The sequence below is a fragment of the Hyphobacterium sp. CCMP332 genome, from assembly GCF_014323565.1.
In the GTDB taxonomy this organism is placed as follows: domain Bacteria; phylum Pseudomonadota; class Alphaproteobacteria; order Caulobacterales; family Maricaulaceae; genus Hyphobacterium.
This window is the reverse complement of the sequence record NZ_CP058669.1, coordinates 717195-731623: the sequence shown is the minus strand read 5'-3', so window position 1 is coordinate 731623 and position 14429 is coordinate 717195. Positions and strand designations below refer to the sequence as shown.

The 14429-nt window shown below is 61.0% G+C and carries 18 protein-coding genes; 11 read left to right on the top strand and 7 right to left on the bottom strand.

Features of this window, described 5'->3' with window-relative positions; genetic code table 11:
• Positions 1–49: 49 nt before the first annotated feature.
• Positions 50–442 (bottom strand): STAS/SEC14 domain-containing protein, encoded by a 393-nt coding sequence (locus HXX25_RS03780; protein WP_187167182.1) that lies wholly within the window; start codon positions 440–442, stop codon positions 50–52.
• A gap of 153 nt (positions 443–595) precedes the next feature.
• Between HXX25_RS03780 and HXX25_RS03775 the strand changes: the two genes are divergently transcribed.
• The 11 genes from HXX25_RS03775 (at position 596) to HXX25_RS03725 (ending at position 8802) form a co-directional block, all read left to right on the top strand.
• A complete protein-coding gene (locus tag HXX25_RS03775) occupies positions 596–811 on the top strand; it encodes a hypothetical protein (RefSeq protein ID WP_187167181.1) in 216 nt (71 codons plus the stop codon).
• Positions 812–874: 63 nt separating this feature from the next.
• On the top strand, positions 875–1156 hold the full coding sequence (locus HXX25_RS03770) for a type II toxin-antitoxin system Phd/YefM family antitoxin (protein ID WP_187167180.1): 282 nt from the start codon (positions 875–877) through the stop codon (positions 1154–1156).
• Positions 1143–1436 carry a type II toxin-antitoxin system RelE/ParE family toxin gene (locus tag HXX25_RS03765; protein ID WP_187167179.1) on the top strand — a complete coding sequence of 98 codons (294 nt, stop codon included), beginning with the start codon at positions 1143–1145 and terminating at the stop codon, positions 1434–1436. Before HXX25_RS03770 ends, HXX25_RS03765 begins: the two co-directional genes overlap by 14 nt.
• Positions 1437–1611: 175 nt before the next feature.
• Positions 1612–1965 (top strand): 30S ribosomal protein S6, encoded by a 354-nt coding sequence (gene rpsF, locus HXX25_RS03760; protein ID WP_187167178.1) that lies wholly within the window; start codon positions 1612–1614, stop codon positions 1963–1965.
• 16 nt (positions 1966–1981) lie between these two features.
• On the top strand, positions 1982–2236 hold the full coding sequence (gene rpsR, locus HXX25_RS03755) for a 30S ribosomal protein S18 (RefSeq protein ID WP_109260157.1): 255 nt from the start codon (positions 1982–1984) through the stop codon (positions 2234–2236).
• A gap of 11 nt (positions 2237–2247) precedes the next feature.
• Positions 2248–2889: a 50S ribosomal protein L9 gene (gene rplI / locus HXX25_RS03750; protein ID WP_187167177.1), complete on the top strand. Its 642-nt coding sequence runs from the start codon at positions 2248–2250 to the stop codon at positions 2887–2889.
• A gap of 187 nt (positions 2890–3076) precedes the next feature.
• The gene (locus HXX25_RS03745) at positions 3077–4561 is read left to right on the top strand and encodes a replicative DNA helicase (protein WP_187167176.1); all 1485 of its coding nucleotides are present in this window, start codon (positions 3077–3079) and stop codon (positions 4559–4561) included.
• Positions 4562–4622: 61 nt separating this feature from the next.
• Entirely contained in the window at positions 4623–5999 is a 1377-nt protein-coding gene (gene radA, locus HXX25_RS03740) for a DNA repair protein RadA (protein WP_187167175.1), read from the top strand.
• 3 nt (positions 6000–6002) lie between these two features.
• Positions 6003–6617 (top strand): CvpA family protein, encoded by a 615-nt coding sequence (locus HXX25_RS03735; RefSeq protein ID WP_187167174.1) that lies wholly within the window; start codon positions 6003–6005, stop codon positions 6615–6617.
• Complete coding sequence (gene purF / locus HXX25_RS03730) at positions 6614–8086, top strand: amidophosphoribosyltransferase (RefSeq protein ID WP_187167173.1); 1473 nt, start codon at positions 6614–6616, stop codon at positions 8084–8086. Before HXX25_RS03735 ends, purF begins: the two co-directional genes overlap by 4 nt.
• Positions 8083–8802, top strand: a complete 720-nt coding sequence (locus HXX25_RS03725; protein WP_187167172.1) for an SDR family NAD(P)-dependent oxidoreductase — start codon at positions 8083–8085, stop codon at positions 8800–8802. Before purF ends, HXX25_RS03725 begins: the two co-directional genes overlap by 4 nt.
• Before the next feature lie 179 nt (positions 8803–8981).
• Here the strand turns inward: HXX25_RS03725 and der are convergent, their stop codons facing one another.
• The 6 genes from der to HXX25_RS03695 form a co-directional block, all read right to left on the bottom strand.
• The gene (gene der / locus HXX25_RS03720; RefSeq protein ID WP_187167171.1) at positions 8982–10343 is read right to left on the bottom strand and encodes a ribosome biogenesis GTPase Der; all 1362 of its coding nucleotides are present in this window, start codon (positions 10341–10343) and stop codon (positions 8982–8984) included.
• A 4-nt stretch (positions 10344–10347) separates the two neighbouring features.
• On the bottom strand, positions 10348–11715 hold the full coding sequence (locus HXX25_RS03715) for a PQQ-like beta-propeller repeat protein (RefSeq protein WP_187167170.1): 1368 nt from the start codon (positions 11713–11715) through the stop codon (positions 10348–10350).
• A gap of 4 nt (positions 11716–11719) precedes the next feature.
• The gene (locus tag HXX25_RS03710; protein WP_187167169.1) at positions 11720–12589 is read right to left on the bottom strand and encodes a tetratricopeptide repeat protein; all 870 of its coding nucleotides are present in this window, start codon (positions 12587–12589) and stop codon (positions 11720–11722) included.
• A gap of 72 nt (positions 12590–12661) precedes the next feature.
• Positions 12662–13489 (bottom strand): 3-methyl-2-oxobutanoate hydroxymethyltransferase, encoded by an 828-nt coding sequence (gene panB, locus HXX25_RS03705; RefSeq protein WP_187167168.1) that lies wholly within the window; start codon positions 13487–13489, stop codon positions 12662–12664.
• 47 nt (positions 13490–13536) lie between these two features.
• Positions 13537–13869: a hypothetical protein gene (locus HXX25_RS03700; RefSeq protein ID WP_187167167.1), complete on the bottom strand. Its 333-nt coding sequence runs from the start codon at positions 13867–13869 to the stop codon at positions 13537–13539.
• The gene (locus tag HXX25_RS03695; protein WP_187167166.1) at positions 13866–14414 is read right to left on the bottom strand and encodes an RNA polymerase sigma factor; all 549 of its coding nucleotides are present in this window, start codon (positions 14412–14414) and stop codon (positions 13866–13868) included. The genes HXX25_RS03700 and HXX25_RS03695 overlap by 4 nt, the downstream gene beginning before the upstream one ends.
• Positions 14415–14429 lie beyond the last annotated feature (15 nt).

The window sequence follows — 14429 nt, the reverse complement described above, 5'->3', positions numbered from 1 at the left end:
GCTCCCTCAACTTCATGCAGGGACTCGATAAACAGCGCAGCCGGTTTAATCAATCGCCGGAGGTCAGCCAGGCGATGGCCTCATCGCGGTCCCGGAAGACGCAGCATTTCAGATCCGGCCCGCTGGTGGCCATCATTTCGAACAGTTTGATAATGGCCAGATCGAGGTCTTTTTCGACCAGAATGGCTTCTTTCAATCCCTTGTACTTGCCCGCCCGCGCCTGCACCATCGCCGGTATGAGGACATCACTATAGCCCTGAATTGTGAAATCGCTGAAATCGGCGTCCGCACTGGCAATGCCGAGGATCTGGCTATCTTCATTCCATTCCGGCCGCGCCATGCAGTCGGGAATATAGGCGGCAATCTCGTCCACGGTCATTTTGCCGTGGGTGCGCATTTCGAAGACATTGTGTTCAGGCAGGTATCGAATGGTACAGGGCATCAGTGTCATCCCTTCACAGGATCAAAAACCGGCTGGCGCCCCTCCCCCGGCACCAAAAGACTAACAGATTGCCCCCGCTGCCGCCCAGCATGTGAAGGTTGCAGCCCGCGGCCGCGCCTATCGCCCGATCCCGGCCCGCACGGCAAGGCTTGTGTGCAGCAGGAAATGCGTCAGCATTCGGGCATGCGCACCCGGTCTCCCCTCGCCCGCCGTTTCCTCTACGCCGCGATCTTCTTCGTGATCGGCTCGGCGGTGCTGATGGCCATCGCCTGGTGGCAGAACCCGCCCGAGCGCTGCGTGGAGCGCGGCGGCATCTGGCATTGGGACGGACGGTGGTGCGAGGAGGCGGATGCTTCACAAGATTCATGACGGCGTTGATCGTGTTTCGATTTTAAGCTATTTTAGCTAAATTAGCTATTCTGGACAAAGCCCATGAAGACCTACACCGCGACGGAAGCCAAGAACAAGTTCGGGCAATTGCTGGATGATGCCCAGCGCGGGCCGGTGCGGATCGAAAAGCACGGGCGGGGCTCCTCCTATGTCGTGTCCGAAGCCGATTACGAGATCGTTCAAGCGCAAAAGGAACGGGCCTTGCGGGACATGCTGGCGGAAAGCCAGCGTGATATCGACGCCGGGTGGACAATTCCCATGGAACAGGTTCACGCCGAGGTCAGGGAAATGCTCGAACAGGCCAAGTTAGATGCCGAAAGTTGAGTATTCGGAGCGCGCCCGGGCCAATATCAAAGACATCGGCCGCTATACGATCCTTAACTGGGGTGCCCAGCAGGCCGATAAATATGTAGGTGAGCTGCTTCAACGCATCGAACAGGCTATGGAATGGCCCGAAGGAGCGCCGGAAATAATGATCGGCGATGATATCGTCCGCAAACTCATCATCGCCCATCATGTCGTATATTATTCCATCGAAGCTGATCGTGTACTGATCCGGGCGATCCTGCATTTCAGCCAATTGCCCGACCGGCTGCGCGAATAGCCCTTCCCCACTTGCCTTGCCACAGGCTTTCCCCTATACGCCCGGCTTCGAACGAATGCGGTCCTTTCTCCCGTCTGTAACGTGCGCATCGGGCGCATGGGAAAAGGAGCCACCGCAGATCATCCCGACCCTTCGGTTGATCCGCGCCGCATTCATGAGAGAAGGGAGTACCGACATGGCTCTGTATGAGCATGTATTCATTGCGCGTCCGGACATTTCTCCGGCGCAGGTTGAGTCTCTGACCGAAGAGCTCAAAACCCTCATCGAGGAAAAAGGCGGCAAAGTCGGCAAGACCGAATACTGGGGTCTTCGCAACCTCGCCTACCGCGTGAACAAGCACCGCAAGGGCCATTACGGCCTGATCGACATCGACGCCAATGGCGACGTGCTCAACGAGCTCGACCGCCGTCAGCGCCTGTCGGACGACGTGATCCGTCACATGACGGTGAAGGTCGATGCGCACACGGAAGAGCAATCTGCCATCCTGTCCAAAAAAGACGACCGGCGCCGCCGGGAACAGCGTCGCTAGGCGAAGGGAGACACACATGTCTGATCTGAATATTTCCAATATTCCGGCCCGCCGCCCATTCCAGCGCCGCCGGAAAGTCTGTCCGTTCTCTGGCGAACATGCGCCGGCGATCGACTACAAGGATCCCAAGCTGCTGCAGCGCTACATGTCGGAAAAGGGCAAGATCGTCCCGGCCCGCATCACCGCTGTTTCGGCCAAGAAGCAACGTGAACTGGCCCGCGCCATCAAGCGCTCCCGCCAGATGGCAATCCTGCCCTACGCGGTCGATTAAGGAGAGAGACGATGCAAGTTATTCTTCTTGAACGCGTCGGAACACTGGGCGGTATTGGCGACGAAGTGACGGTGAAAGCCGGCTTCGCCCGCAACTATCTTCTGCCGCAGGAAAAGGCGCTTCGTGCCAACGAAGCCAATCGCAAGCGTTTCGAAGCGCAACGCGAAATCCTTGAAAAGCGCAACGCAGAACGTCGCGATGAAGCGGCCAAGTCGGCTGAGGGCATTGATGGAGAATCCTTCATCATGATCCGTCAGGCAGGCGAAACCGGCCAGCTTTATGGCTCGGTCACGAGCCGTGACATTGCCGACATTGTGTCCACGGATGCCGTCAAGGTTGGCCGCTCCATGGTCGTTCTGAACGTCCCGATCAAAACGCTGGGTCTGCATGACATCGAAATCAAGCTGCACCCGGAAGTGACGATCACCGTGACGATCAATATCGCACGGACCAAAGACGAAGCCGAGCGTCAGGCCTTGGGTGAAGACGTGATCGCAGCGCAGGCTGACGAAGATCGCGCCATTGCCGAAGCCCAGGCGGCCGAACTGTTTGAAGCCGGTGCCGAGCCGGAAGATCTGATCGCGGCTGAAGAAAATGCTGAAATCGAGGCGGAAGCCGAGGCAGAAGCAGCCGGGGAAGACGACAAGGCGTAAGCCTTTTCTCTATCCTTGCACGGATCAAAGGCGGGTCGCTTGGCCCGCCTTTTTTCTTGCGCCTGACAGATACTCACGACTCGAGTTATCCACAGTCGTGCAGTTTCCTGTTGGCGATCTGAAAAACCCCAATGTCAACTCCAAACGCGCGCTTGTCGCGCCTTAAGACATCGTTAAGACATCACTCATGGCGATACATGACCTCCCCCATCCGGACGACACCGGAACCGACGCGGCCCCTCACAATATCGAGGCCGAGCAGGCGTTTCTGGGTGCGCTCATGTATGACAATGAAGTGCTGCACCGGGTCAGTGACTGGCTTCGTGCCGAGCATTTCTATGACCCGGTTCATGGCCGTATCTTTCAGGCGATTTCAGATCGTATCCAGCGCGGCGCACTGGCAGATGCCATCGTTCTTAAATCGGATTTCGAGCGCGATGGCGGTCTGAAGGAGATCGGCGGCGCCTCCTATCTGGCGCTCTTGCTGGAGAGTGCCTCGGACGCGGTTGCGGCCATTGAATATGCCCAGCTCATCTATGATCTGGCGCTGCGGCGCGCGCTGATCCGGGTCAGTGCGGAGCTCTCGCACGAGGCCACCGACGCGACGCCGGACACCCATGCGCGGCATCTGATCGAGAGCGCCGAACGCAAGCTGTTCGAGCTGGCGGAAACCGGCGGTAATCAGCGCGGCTTCATCAGCTTCAAGGACGCGCTGACGGAATCCGTGAACATGGCCGCAGCGGCTTATGAGCGCGAAGGCGGGCTGTCGGGCATATCCTCCGGCCTCAAGGCGATGGATGCCAAACTTGGCGGTCTGCACTCGTCCGATCTGATCATTCTCGCCGGCCGCCCCTCCATGGGGAAGACGGCGCTGGCGACCAATATCGCCTTCTCGATCGCGCGCGCCTACCAGTATCAGACGATGCCCGATGGCGCGAAGAAAACGGAAAGCGGCGGCGTGGTCGGCTTCTTCTCTCTGGAGATGAGCGCGGAACAGCTGGCGACGCGTCTGATCGCGGATTATACCGGCATTCCCGGTTATCAGATCCGCCGCGGCGATATCGACCCGGCCCAGTATGAAGAAATTCGCGATGCGGTGCTCGATATCCAGAGCCTACCCTTCTACATCGACGATACCGGTGGCCTGTCCATTGGTGCGCTGTGCGCCCGGGCCCGTCGCCTGAAACGCCTGCACGGGCTGGACGTCATCGTGGTCGACTATCTGCAACTGGTGACAGCGTCCGCCAACAAGGCCAGTCAGGGCCGGGTTCAGGAAGTCTCGGAAGTAACGCAGGCGCTGAAGGCGCTGGCCAAGGAATTATCCGTTCCGGTGATCGCCCTGTCCCAGCTCTCGCGCCAGGTGGAGCAACGCGAGGACAAGAAGCCGCAATTGTCTGACCTCCGCGAATCCGGCTCGATCGAGCAGGATGCGGACGTGGTGATGTTCGTTTACCGCGAGGCCTATTACAAGGAACGCGAGAAGCCGACCGAAGGCACGCCGGAATATCTCGCCTGGGAAGAGGAATTCCGCCAGATTGAACGCAATGCCGAAGTCATTATCGGCAAGCAGCGTCACGGCCCGATTGGCACAGTCGAACTGGCCTTTGATGGTGCACGGACGAAATTCTCCGACCGCATTCGCGATGACCGCTATGACGGGGCGGCGCACTAGCGCCTTGCGGATGCGAAAGGTGGAACGGACACTGACACCCGTTCGGGAGAGATGATTCGTTATGGCGCGTGCCGACAATCAGTATGTCTGTCAGTCTTGTGGCTCTGTTCATGCGAAATGGGCCGGCCGCTGCGATGATTGCGGGTCCTGGAATACGCTGATCGAGGAGGTCGCTTCGGCGCCTGTCGGCACAGCGGCCAAGACAAAAAAGGCCGGACGCCGCGGGCGTCTGGAGCTGGTCACGCTGGATGGAGATGGCGGCGAGTTGCCGCGTCATGAAAGCCGCATTGCCGAGTTCGATCGCGTTTGCGGCGGCGGCATTGTGCCCGGCTCGGCCCTGCTGGTGGGTGGCGATCCCGGCATTGGCAAGTCCACGCTCCTCCTGCAGGCCGTCGCCAATCTCGCCAACAATAATGTCAGCACCATCTATATCTCCGGCGAAGAGGCCGTGGATCAGGTCCGGCGGCGGGCGCGGCGTCTGGGTCTGGCGGATGCGCCGGTGGCGCTGGCCGCGGAAACCAATCTGGAAAACATTCTCGACGGGCTGAAAGCCGAAAAGCCGCAGATCGCTATTATCGATTCCATCCAGACCCTGTGGACCGATCAGCTGGCTGCCGCGCCCGGCACGGTGGCGCAGGTCCGCGCCTGTGCTCAGGAGCTGGTGCGCTTTGCCAAGAAATCGGGCAGTGCGGTCGTGCTGGTCGGGCATGTGACCAAGGACGGGCAAATTGCCGGGCCACGCGTCGTCGAACACATGGTGGATGCCGTCCTGTATTTTGAAGGCGAGCGCGGACACCAGTTCCGGATACTGCGGGCGGTCAAGAACCGCTTTGGTCCGACTGACGAGATCGGCGTCTTCGAGATGGGCGAAGCCGGACTGCAGGAAGTTGAAAACCCCTCCGCCCTTTTTCTCAATGACCGCGGCAACCAGACACCGGGGGCGGCGGTCTTTGCCGGTATGGAAGGCACACGCCCCGTCCTGACCGAAATCCAGGCGCTGGTGGCGGCTTCGCCGCTGGGCACACCGCGCCGAACCGTTGTGGGGTGGGATTCCGGACGCCTTTCCATGGTGCTTGCCGTCCTCGAAGCGCGATGCGGGCTTTCATTTGGCGGGCGTGACGTTTATCTGAATGTTGCAGGGGGCTTGAAGATCGGCGAACCGGCGGCGGATGTGGCCGTAGCGGCGGCGATTATCTCCTCTGCGCTCAACGCGCCCTTGCCCGTGGATGCCGTGGTATTTGGCGAGATGAGCCTTTCGGGTGATATTCGGGCCGTAGGCCGGAGTGAGGCGCGTTTGAAAGAAGCAGCGAAACTCGGTTTTTTACAGGCGCTCGCCCCGCTGGCCGCCAGCGAGGGACATGCACCCGTTTCCGTGCGTGGACTGGGCGGCGTCGCTGATCTTGTGGCCACGATCAGCGCCTGGCAGCTGGAGGAATAACGAATGGGCGGCCTGACCCCGATCGATGGCGCCATCCTCCTCTTCATCGGAGCGTCGGCCTATCACGCGCTGGTGCGTGGTTTCGTCAGCGAAGCCCTGTCGATGACGGCTGCCATTGTCGCCGCCATTGCGGCACTGTGGAGCCGACCGCTCTTTGTAACACTGGCCGATGATTTCGTACCGTCGGGATGGATGGCCAATCTGATCACGCTCGCGGTGGTGTTTGCGCTGGTTTTCATGGCCGTCAGCTTCCTGACCGCGCCGATGCGCGCCAATGTCAAACGCGGCGACGACGTCGGATTTCTCGATCGCATGCTGGGGTTTTTCTTCGGCATTGCGCGGGCATTGCTGGCGCTCGGCTTCTTCCTGATCATTGCGAGTCTGGCCAATCAGGGTCAGCCGCCGGGTCAGCTGACAGATGCGCGGCTCTATCCGCTGGTGAATACATCCGCCCGATTGCTGCAATCGCTTGCGCCGGGGGATTCGCAAATCGGCCGGAGTGATCCCATATCACCAGCAGAAATTCCGGACAGTCCGGACGAAGGATCGTATGAAGACCGCGACCGCAATCGGCTTGATGAATTAATTGGCAATGCCAGTGAGGATGATGACGGATGATATTTCCGGCTCCCCCCCTCGCCTATGATCCGGCTTCGGACCATATGCGGGAAGAATGCGGCGTTTTCGCCGTGTATGGCGCAGCTGATTCAGCACTGCTGATCGCGCTGGGTCTTCATGCCCTGCAACACCGCGGGCAGGAAAGCTGCGGCATCGTCACCCATGACGGATCGCGGGTTTATGCGGAACGGCATATGGGACTGGTCGGCGAACATTTTGCCGATGGCGAAACCCATCACCGCCTGCCGGGGTCCGTGGGCATCGGCCATGTGCGCTATTCCACGCAGGGCGCGACGATCACACGCAATATTCAGCCGCTCTATGCCGATGTCCGTGGCGGCGGCATAGCCGTGGCGCATAACGGCAATCTCACCAATTCGCGCACGCTGCGGAATGATCTGGTCGCCAGCGGGGCCATTTTCCAGTCTACCAGCGACACGGAAGTCATTCTGCAGATCGCCGCGCGTTCGGAACGCACCAGCGCGTCCAAGCGCTTCCTGTCGGCTCTGAAGCAGATCGAAGGGGCTTTTGCCCTTGTCGCTCTGGTCAATGGCAAGCTGGTCGCGGCGCGCGACCCGTTCGGGATCCGGCCTCTGGTGCTGGGCGATCTGGACGGCGCGGTCATCCTCGCATCTGAAACCTGCGCACTCGATGTGATCGGAGCGAAATATATCCGCGACATCGAACCGGGCGAAGCCATTGTCGTCAGCGAGGACGGGATCAAGTCGGAACGCTTTGCGCCGGTTCAGCCCTCCCGGCCGTGCGCGTTCGAATACATCTATTTTGCCCGCCCGGATTCGATCATTTCCGGGATCAGCGTCTATGAAGCCCGCAAGGAAATGGGGCGTCAGCTCTTCCGGGATGCCCCGGCGGATGTGGACGTCGTCATTCCGGTGCCCGATAGCGGCGTTCCCGCGGCTCTGGGCTATGCGCAAGCGGCCGGCGTACCGTACGAGATGGGCATTATCCGGGGTCACTATGTCGGCCGGACCTTCATTCAGCCGACCCAGGCGAAGCGTGATCTCGGCGTCCGCCGCAAACACTCGGCCAACCGGTCCGTCATCGCGGGAAAACGCGTGCTTCTGGTGGACGATTCCATCGTGCGCGGCACGACCTCGCGGAAGATTGTCGACATGATGCGCGATGCCGGCGCGACAGAAGTGCATTTCCGCTCCGCCTGCCCGCCTATTGTCAGCCCGGATTTCTACGGCATTGATATGCCGCGCACGGACGAGTTGATGGCCTCCGCTCTCAATTGCGAGGAAATGGCGCGCGCGCTGAAAGCCGACAGTCTCGGCTTCCTATCGATCAACGGCCTCTATCAGGCTGTGCTCGGCGAGGCGCGCAACGACAAAACCCCGCAAATGGCCGATCACTACTTCACCGGCCAGTATCCGACCCGCCTGCTCGACCATGAGCGCGCGGCCTCCGACAAGGACCGGCAGCTTTCCCTGCTGGTCGATGCATGAGTAATCCGATGTTGAATGACAAGATTGCGCTGGTCACCGGCGCATCCCGCGGTATTGGCCGCGCTATCGCGGTTGGTCTGGCCAAAGACGGCGCGCATGTGATCGCCACAGCGCGCACGCAGGGCGGGCTGGAAGAACTGGACGACGAGATCAAGGCTGCGGGCGGCAAATGCACGCTGGTGCCGCTGGATCAGATGGATCCGGAAGGCATTGAAAAGCTGTCGGAAGTTATCAACGAGCGTTGGGGGCGGCTGGACATTCTGGTCGCGGCCGCCGGTCAGCTCGGCGAACTCACGCCGGCCTATCAGGTGACGGCGAAAACCTGGAATGAAGTCATGGGCGTGAATGCGATCGCCCCGGCCCGTCTGATCCGGGCTTTCGAGCCGCTATTGCTCAAATCCGAGGCTGGCCGGGCCGTATTCCTGACATCCGGCGCCTCGAAATCCTGCCGCGCCTATTGGGCGCCCTATGCCGCCAGCAAGGCGGCACTGGATGCGCTGGTCATGTCCTGGGCGGACGAGCACAACACGTCCGATCTGCGGATCAACCTGGTCAATCCGGGCCCGATGCGGACGGCCATGCGCAAGAAGGCCTTCCCCAGTGAAGACCGCGATGCTCTGCCCCCGCCCGAAGCGCTGGTGCCGCTCGTCCTGTCGCTGGTGTCTCCGGAAAATACGCGCCACCGCGAATGGGTGGACTTTCCGAGCGAGAGCTAGTTCCCGCTTTCTCGGTCCGTCGTGCTTCGAGGCCGACCAATGGTCGGCACCTCAGCATGAGGTAAGTTTGAATTTGCAAAACACCTCATCCTGAGGCGCTCGCGTTAGCGAGCCTCGAAGGAGGCCTTTAATTCAAACCTGATCTTGTTTTTATTTTAGTGAGCTGAAATGAACCAAAACTAGTTCCCGCTGCCGCCGCGGGCGCCATCGGTATAGGGGTTCTTGCCGGCTTTCACGATCAGGCGGATCGGTACGCCCGGCATGTCGAAGGCTTCGCGCAGACCGTTGACCAGATAGCGCTTGTAACTTTCCGGCAGGTCCGCCGCGCGCGAACACATCAAAACGAAGGTCGGCGGGCGTGATTTCGTTTGCGTCAGATAGCGCGGCTTGATGCGGCGGCCGTTGACGGCGGGCGGCGGATGCCGGGCCGTCATCTCCTGCAGCCAGTCATTGAGATCGCGGGTCTTGATCTTGGCGGACCAGTCCTTGTGCAAGCGGGTGACCGCCGGCATGATGTCGTCCAGCCCCTTCATCTTCAGCGCCGAGACCGGCACCAAGGGCGCGCCCTTGGCCTGTGGCAGCAGGCGTTCAAATTCGTACTGAAGCTCCTTCAGGGCGGCATGGCGGTTGGAGACGAGATCCCATTTCGCCAGCACCATGACCAGGCCCCGCCCCTCGCGCAGGACCAGATCGGCCAGCGTCAGGTCCTGCTTTTCGAACGGGTGTTCGGAATCGGTCAGCAAAAGCACGATTTCGGCAAACTTGATGGCCCGCAGCGTGTCGGCAACGCTCATCCGCTCCAGCCGGTCACTGACCTTGCCCTTCTTGCGGAGCCCGGCCGTGTCGTGGAGGCGCACGCGCCGCCCGTCCCAGAACCAGTCGACGGCAATGGCATCCCGCGTCACACCGGCTTCCGGACCGGTGATGAGGCGATCCTGTCCGATGAGCGAATTGATCAGCGTGGACTTACCCGCATTCGGGCGGCCAATGACCGCGATCCGCAGCGGCGGTTCCTCGCTGCGATCATCCTTGAGATTTTCAAAATCGCCCAGCGCTTCACCAACGGCGGCATAAAGATCGCCAATGCCGTCGCCGTGCGAGGCCGAAAATCCGACCGGCTCGCCAAAGCCCAGCGCATAACTTTCCGATATCCCGACCAGACCGGCACGGCCTTCCGCCTTGTTGGCGACCAGCACAACCTTCGTGCCGGAGCGGCGGATTACATCGGCGAACGCCTCATCCAGCGCGGTAACGCCTTCACGCGCATCAATGACGAAGAGGCAGACATCGGCATCGGCCAGAGCGAGCTCTGTCTGGGCGCGCATATCGGTGCCGAGCTTGGTGGCGTCGGCGTCGTCAAAGCCGGCCGTGTCGATGATCCGCAAGGGAATGTCACCGAGGCGGCCATGCGCTTCGCGCCGGTCGCGTGTGACGCCCGGCATGTCATCGACGATGGCCAGTGGTTTGCCTGCAAGCCGGTTGAAAAGCGTCGACTTGCCGACATTCGGGCGGCCCACCACCGCAATTGTGGGGACAGCCATATCGTTATCGCAGCGCGACCAGACGTGCCTCATCGGTCACGACATAGATCGTTTCATTGACGATGATCGGGGCGACAAAGACCGGACCACCCAGATTGACGTCTCGCTGAATACTGCCATCAATTGCCGACAGAATGACGGCGCGGCCATGCGATCCGGCCAGAACCAGACGCCCACCCGCCATGATCGGGCCTGACCATGCGATACGGTCGCGGCGGCGGCGTTCGCTTTCAAACTGCTGCAGCTGGGTGATCCACTGGATGGCGCCGGTGACGCGCTCGACACAGACGACTTCGCCGTCAGACGTCACGAGGAAAAGATAGTTGCCGGCCACCCACGGGGCATGCAATCCACCCGCCGGCTGGGTCCAGAGACGCTCACCCGTCCGCAGGTTGAACGCCGCAAGAATGCCGGAATGGCTCATGGCATAGACGAAATCATCGACGATCACGGGGCTGCCCGCCACGTCATTGATCGCGGAAATCGGGGTCAGGCCGCCCGTGCGGGTCAGCGCATCTGTCCAGATCGGATTGCCGTTCTGGATACGCAGCGCCACGAGCTCGCCGGAGGCATAGGGCACCACCACGGTTTCACCCAGCACGGCCGCGCTCGGTGACGTCAGAAGGCGCGCCGGTTCGGAGATGCCCTGATGATTCCAGACGATATCACCGGAGTCCTGCTCGATCGCGTAAAGCTCATTGTCATCGGTCGACACAAAGATCATGCCGTTGACCGCTGTCGGAGCGGAATGGAAAGGCGTCAGGGATTCCGTACGCCAGATTTCGGCGCCCGTGGCGGCATCCAGCGCTGCAATGAAACGATTGCCGTTGTGCGCAAAGAGCCGGCCGCCGTCAAAAGCGAGGCCGCCGCCGAATGTTGTGCGGTCATTGCGGAAGCCGGACCGCAGGCGGGCCTCCCAGATTTGTGAACCGGATTCGGGATCCAGAGCAAAGACACGGCCGCGACCGTCCATGGCGTAAACGCGGCCATCGGCAAAAACCGGCCGGGCATTGATCCGGCTGGAGCGATCCGAGCCCTCGCCAAACCGGTTGCGGAAAAGAACGTCCAGATTTCCGGTCGCCTGGGTGTGCTGCATGGCGTGGGTCGGATAGCCATCCGGCTGCGCCCAGATGGTGTTGCGATAGGCGGTGGGCAGCTCAACGGGCGTCGCGGCTGCGTCGGGGTCGGCCTGCAAGGATTGCTCGAAGGACAGGATGGAGACGCGTTCGTCTTCGGGTGGCCGTTCGGGATCCTCTTCCTCCAGAAGAACGAAGGGATTGATCTGAGCGGCCGTGTCCTGAATGGTGGAACAACCGGCAAGGAAGGCCAGAGAGGCCAGCAGGAAATACCGGCCCGGGTTCGAAAATGTCATCAGCTTAGTCCTGTCCGTCTTCGGCAGAGTCATTGTCATTCGTGTCCAGCAAGCTGGTAGCGTCCGGCAATTGCGGGCTGTCGGTCGTCAGCGTGCCGGTCTCTTCATCGACGCGGTCCAGCACATCTCCCAGATCAAAAGTCGCCGGATCGACATCCGGTGTGTCCGGCAGTGCCGGCATCGTCATGGCGTCGTCCGTCACCGGGCTATCCAGAGCTGCCTGTTGCTGAAGGCGCTCGATCAGATCAACGGCGGCTTGCGCGCGTTGCGACACCGGAAGAGCGAGGCCGTCAATATCGCCGGCAATCGCACTGTATTCGGTATGGGCGCGATCAAGGTCGCCTTCGGCAAAGGCTTTCGCCGCGATCACTTCCATCGCCAGAAGGCGATACGGGCGCTCCGGCTGCATCATGTCACCAAGACGGTTCTGCAGATCGTCGATCGACAATTCCTCGAACTGGGCCATCGCCGCCTTGACGTGCGCCAGATCGGAGAAGGCGACTGTCGAAAACCGGTCCGCCGCCTGCTCGAAGAAATAGCCGGCCGTTGCGGCATCACCGCCCTGAAGCGCGAGTTCACCGCGCTGCATAAGCGCCAGGGCCGCATATCCGCTCGCGCTGTCTTCGGAAATCTGCTGCAAGGCGAGATCGGCTTCGGTCAGGCGCTCGTCCTCAACCAGTTCCAGCGCCGCAAAATAACGATCCGACATGGCATGTGACCGTTGGGTCTGCCAGTAGTCCCAGCCTTGCCAGGCCGCAGCGGTCACAACAATCGCGAATGCGCCGCCAAGGGCCAAAGGCCCCCATTTGCGCAGGAGATCGTTATACTTGTCCTTGCGGAGCTCTTCTTCAACTTCGTGGAAAATGTCGGCCAAGGGAAACGCCCTGTTATCTCTGGTCAATCGGAGCCGGACACTAGCCGCGCTGCGCCCCAGCGGCAACCGCGGTTAACTGCTCTTCGGCTTGAAGGAATAGGTTTCTGCATCTGCCGGAAAGGCGCGCGATTTCACATCGGCAGCGAAGGCTTCAACCGCCGCCTCCACCACACCGGACAATTGCGCATAGCGGCGGACGAATTTGGGCGTCCAGTCGAACAGACCCAGCATATCCTGCGTCACCAGAATCTGCCCGTCACAGGCGGCCGAGGCGCCAATACCGATGGTCGGCGCCTTCACCGCGCCGGTGATTTCCCGCGCCAGATTTTCCGCCACGCCCTCGATGACAATGGCAAAGGCGCCTGCGGCATCGGCTTCGCGGGCTTCATTGAAGACGCGGGTGCGTTCCATGTCATCGCGGCCCTTGGCCTTGAAGCCGCCCTCATTCAGGGCCGCCTGCGGGCGTAAGCCCACATGGCCCATCACCGGGATGCCGCGCTCCGTCAGGAAGCGGATCGTGTCGGCGGCATAGACGCCGCTTTCAATCTTCACCGCCTGCGCCCCGGTTTCCGCGAGCACACGCGAGGCACTCTCGAACGCTTGTTCCGGTGACATTTCGTAAGTGCCAAACGGCAGGTCGATCACGACCAGCGCCTGTTTTGCGGCACGCATGACGGCCTGACCGTGCAGGATCATCATGTCGAGCGTGACGCCAATGGTGGAATCGAGGCCGTGGACGACCATGCCGAGGCTGTCGCCGACCAGAAGCACATCGCAATGCGGGTCCAGCAGGCGCGCCATCGGCGCATCATAGGCGGTCAGGCAGACCAGAGGCTCGCCGCCCTTGCGGGCACGAATATCCGGCACTCCGATCCGTTTGATCTTGTTTTGAGCAGACATGGCGGCGTCATAACCGAAGAGCCGCTCCGGCGATAGCGTCCGGCTGGTTAAATCTGCTTCGGAATGACGATTGCAAATCCGGCGATCATGATCGCGAGGATACCGGCCGCCAGCATTTCCGGGGAGGTGTAGGCGAAGACCTGTCCGGCAATCCCGTCCACGGGCAGCAGGTCCGGGTTGGAAAAAAAACCTTCCAGCTGGGTGCCGGCCACAGCAGACCCGGTCGAACCGGCCCCGCCCAGAACCAGCGCGCGGCGGCGGTCGGGGCGCTTGATCCGGCCTTGCACCTTGCGGACAAAGTCTTCGGCATCGCTGTGATCGGGTTCGGCGGCCGCAAACGCGGAACGCAGACGATCTTCAAATGGGTCATTCATGGTCATGATACCATCGCCTCCTCGGCCTCGAACCAGGCCTTCAGCTTTTCCCGTCCCCGGTTAACGTGTGACTTCACGGTTCCCAGAGGCATGCCCGTCGCTTCCGATGCCTCGGCATGAGACATTCCGCTCGCATAACACAGCACAACACACACCCGTTCGTCTTCCTTCAGTGTTTTCAATCCGCGGTCGAGATCGACCACCGATCCCATGTCACGCGGCTTCTCGACATCATCGACATCCTGCTTGAAGCGTTCCATGGCCTTGTCTGTTGCCTTGCGCTTTCGCGCGGACATCAGAAATTCGTTGTAGGCTATCCGGCAGAGCCATCCCCGAAAGGATCCACTGCCCGTATAGCTGTTGATCTTGTTAAAAGCCTTGATGAAGGCTTCCTGAGCCAGATCGTCTGCGAGGGCGTGATTGCCACACATGCGGGTCATCATCCCTCGCACAACGCCCTGGTGCCGGCGGACGAGCTCGCCAAAGGCCGCGCCGTCCCTGGCGGCGACGACCAATGCGATCAATTCCTCGTCCGATGCGCCCCGAGACACGTCAGCGTCCTCCGG

What these genes read in the sequence shown, in the direction of transcription:
- HXX25_RS03780 (WP_187167182.1), bottom strand. Translation starts at nt 442, where the DNA reads ATGCCCTGTACCATTCGATACCTGCCTGAACACAATGTCTTCGAAATG.
- HXX25_RS03770 (WP_187167180.1), top strand. Translation starts at nt 875, where the DNA reads ATGAAGACCTACACCGCGACGGAAGCCAAGAACAAGTTCGGGCAATTG.
- HXX25_RS03725 (WP_187167172.1), top strand. Translation starts at nt 8,083, where the DNA reads ATGAGTAATCCGATGTTGAATGACAAGATTGCGCTGGTCACCGGCGCA.
- radA (WP_187167175.1), top strand. Translation starts at nt 4,623, where the DNA reads ATGGCGCGTGCCGACAATCAGTATGTCTGTCAGTCTTGTGGCTCTGTT.
- purF (WP_187167173.1), top strand. Translation starts at nt 6,614, where the DNA reads ATGATATTTCCGGCTCCCCCCCTCGCCTATGATCCGGCTTCGGACCAT.
- HXX25_RS03715 (WP_187167170.1), bottom strand. Translation starts at nt 11,715, where the DNA reads ATGACATTTTCGAACCCGGGCCGGTATTTCCTGCTGGCCTCTCTGGCC.
- HXX25_RS03735 (WP_187167174.1), top strand. Translation starts at nt 6,003, where the DNA reads ATGGGCGGCCTGACCCCGATCGATGGCGCCATCCTCCTCTTCATCGGA.
- der (WP_187167171.1), bottom strand. Translation starts at nt 10,343, where the DNA reads ATGGCTGTCCCCACAATTGCGGTGGTGGGCCGCCCGAATGTCGGCAAG.
- HXX25_RS03700 (WP_187167167.1), bottom strand. Translation starts at nt 13,869, where the DNA reads ATGACCATGAATGACCCATTTGAAGATCGTCTGCGTTCCGCGTTTGCG.
- rpsF (WP_187167178.1), top strand. Translation starts at nt 1,612, where the DNA reads ATGGCTCTGTATGAGCATGTATTCATTGCGCGTCCGGACATTTCTCCG.
- HXX25_RS03765 (WP_187167179.1), top strand. Translation starts at nt 1,143, where the DNA reads ATGCCGAAAGTTGAGTATTCGGAGCGCGCCCGGGCCAATATCAAAGAC.
- panB (WP_187167168.1), bottom strand. Translation starts at nt 13,489, where the DNA reads ATGTCTGCTCAAAACAAGATCAAACGGATCGGAGTGCCGGATATTCGT.
- rplI (WP_187167177.1), top strand. Translation starts at nt 2,248, where the DNA reads ATGCAAGTTATTCTTCTTGAACGCGTCGGAACACTGGGCGGTATTGGC.
- HXX25_RS03745 (WP_187167176.1), top strand. Translation starts at nt 3,077, where the DNA reads ATGGCGATACATGACCTCCCCCATCCGGACGACACCGGAACCGACGCG.
- rpsR (WP_109260157.1), top strand. Translation starts at nt 1,982, where the DNA reads ATGTCTGATCTGAATATTTCCAATATTCCGGCCCGCCGCCCATTCCAG.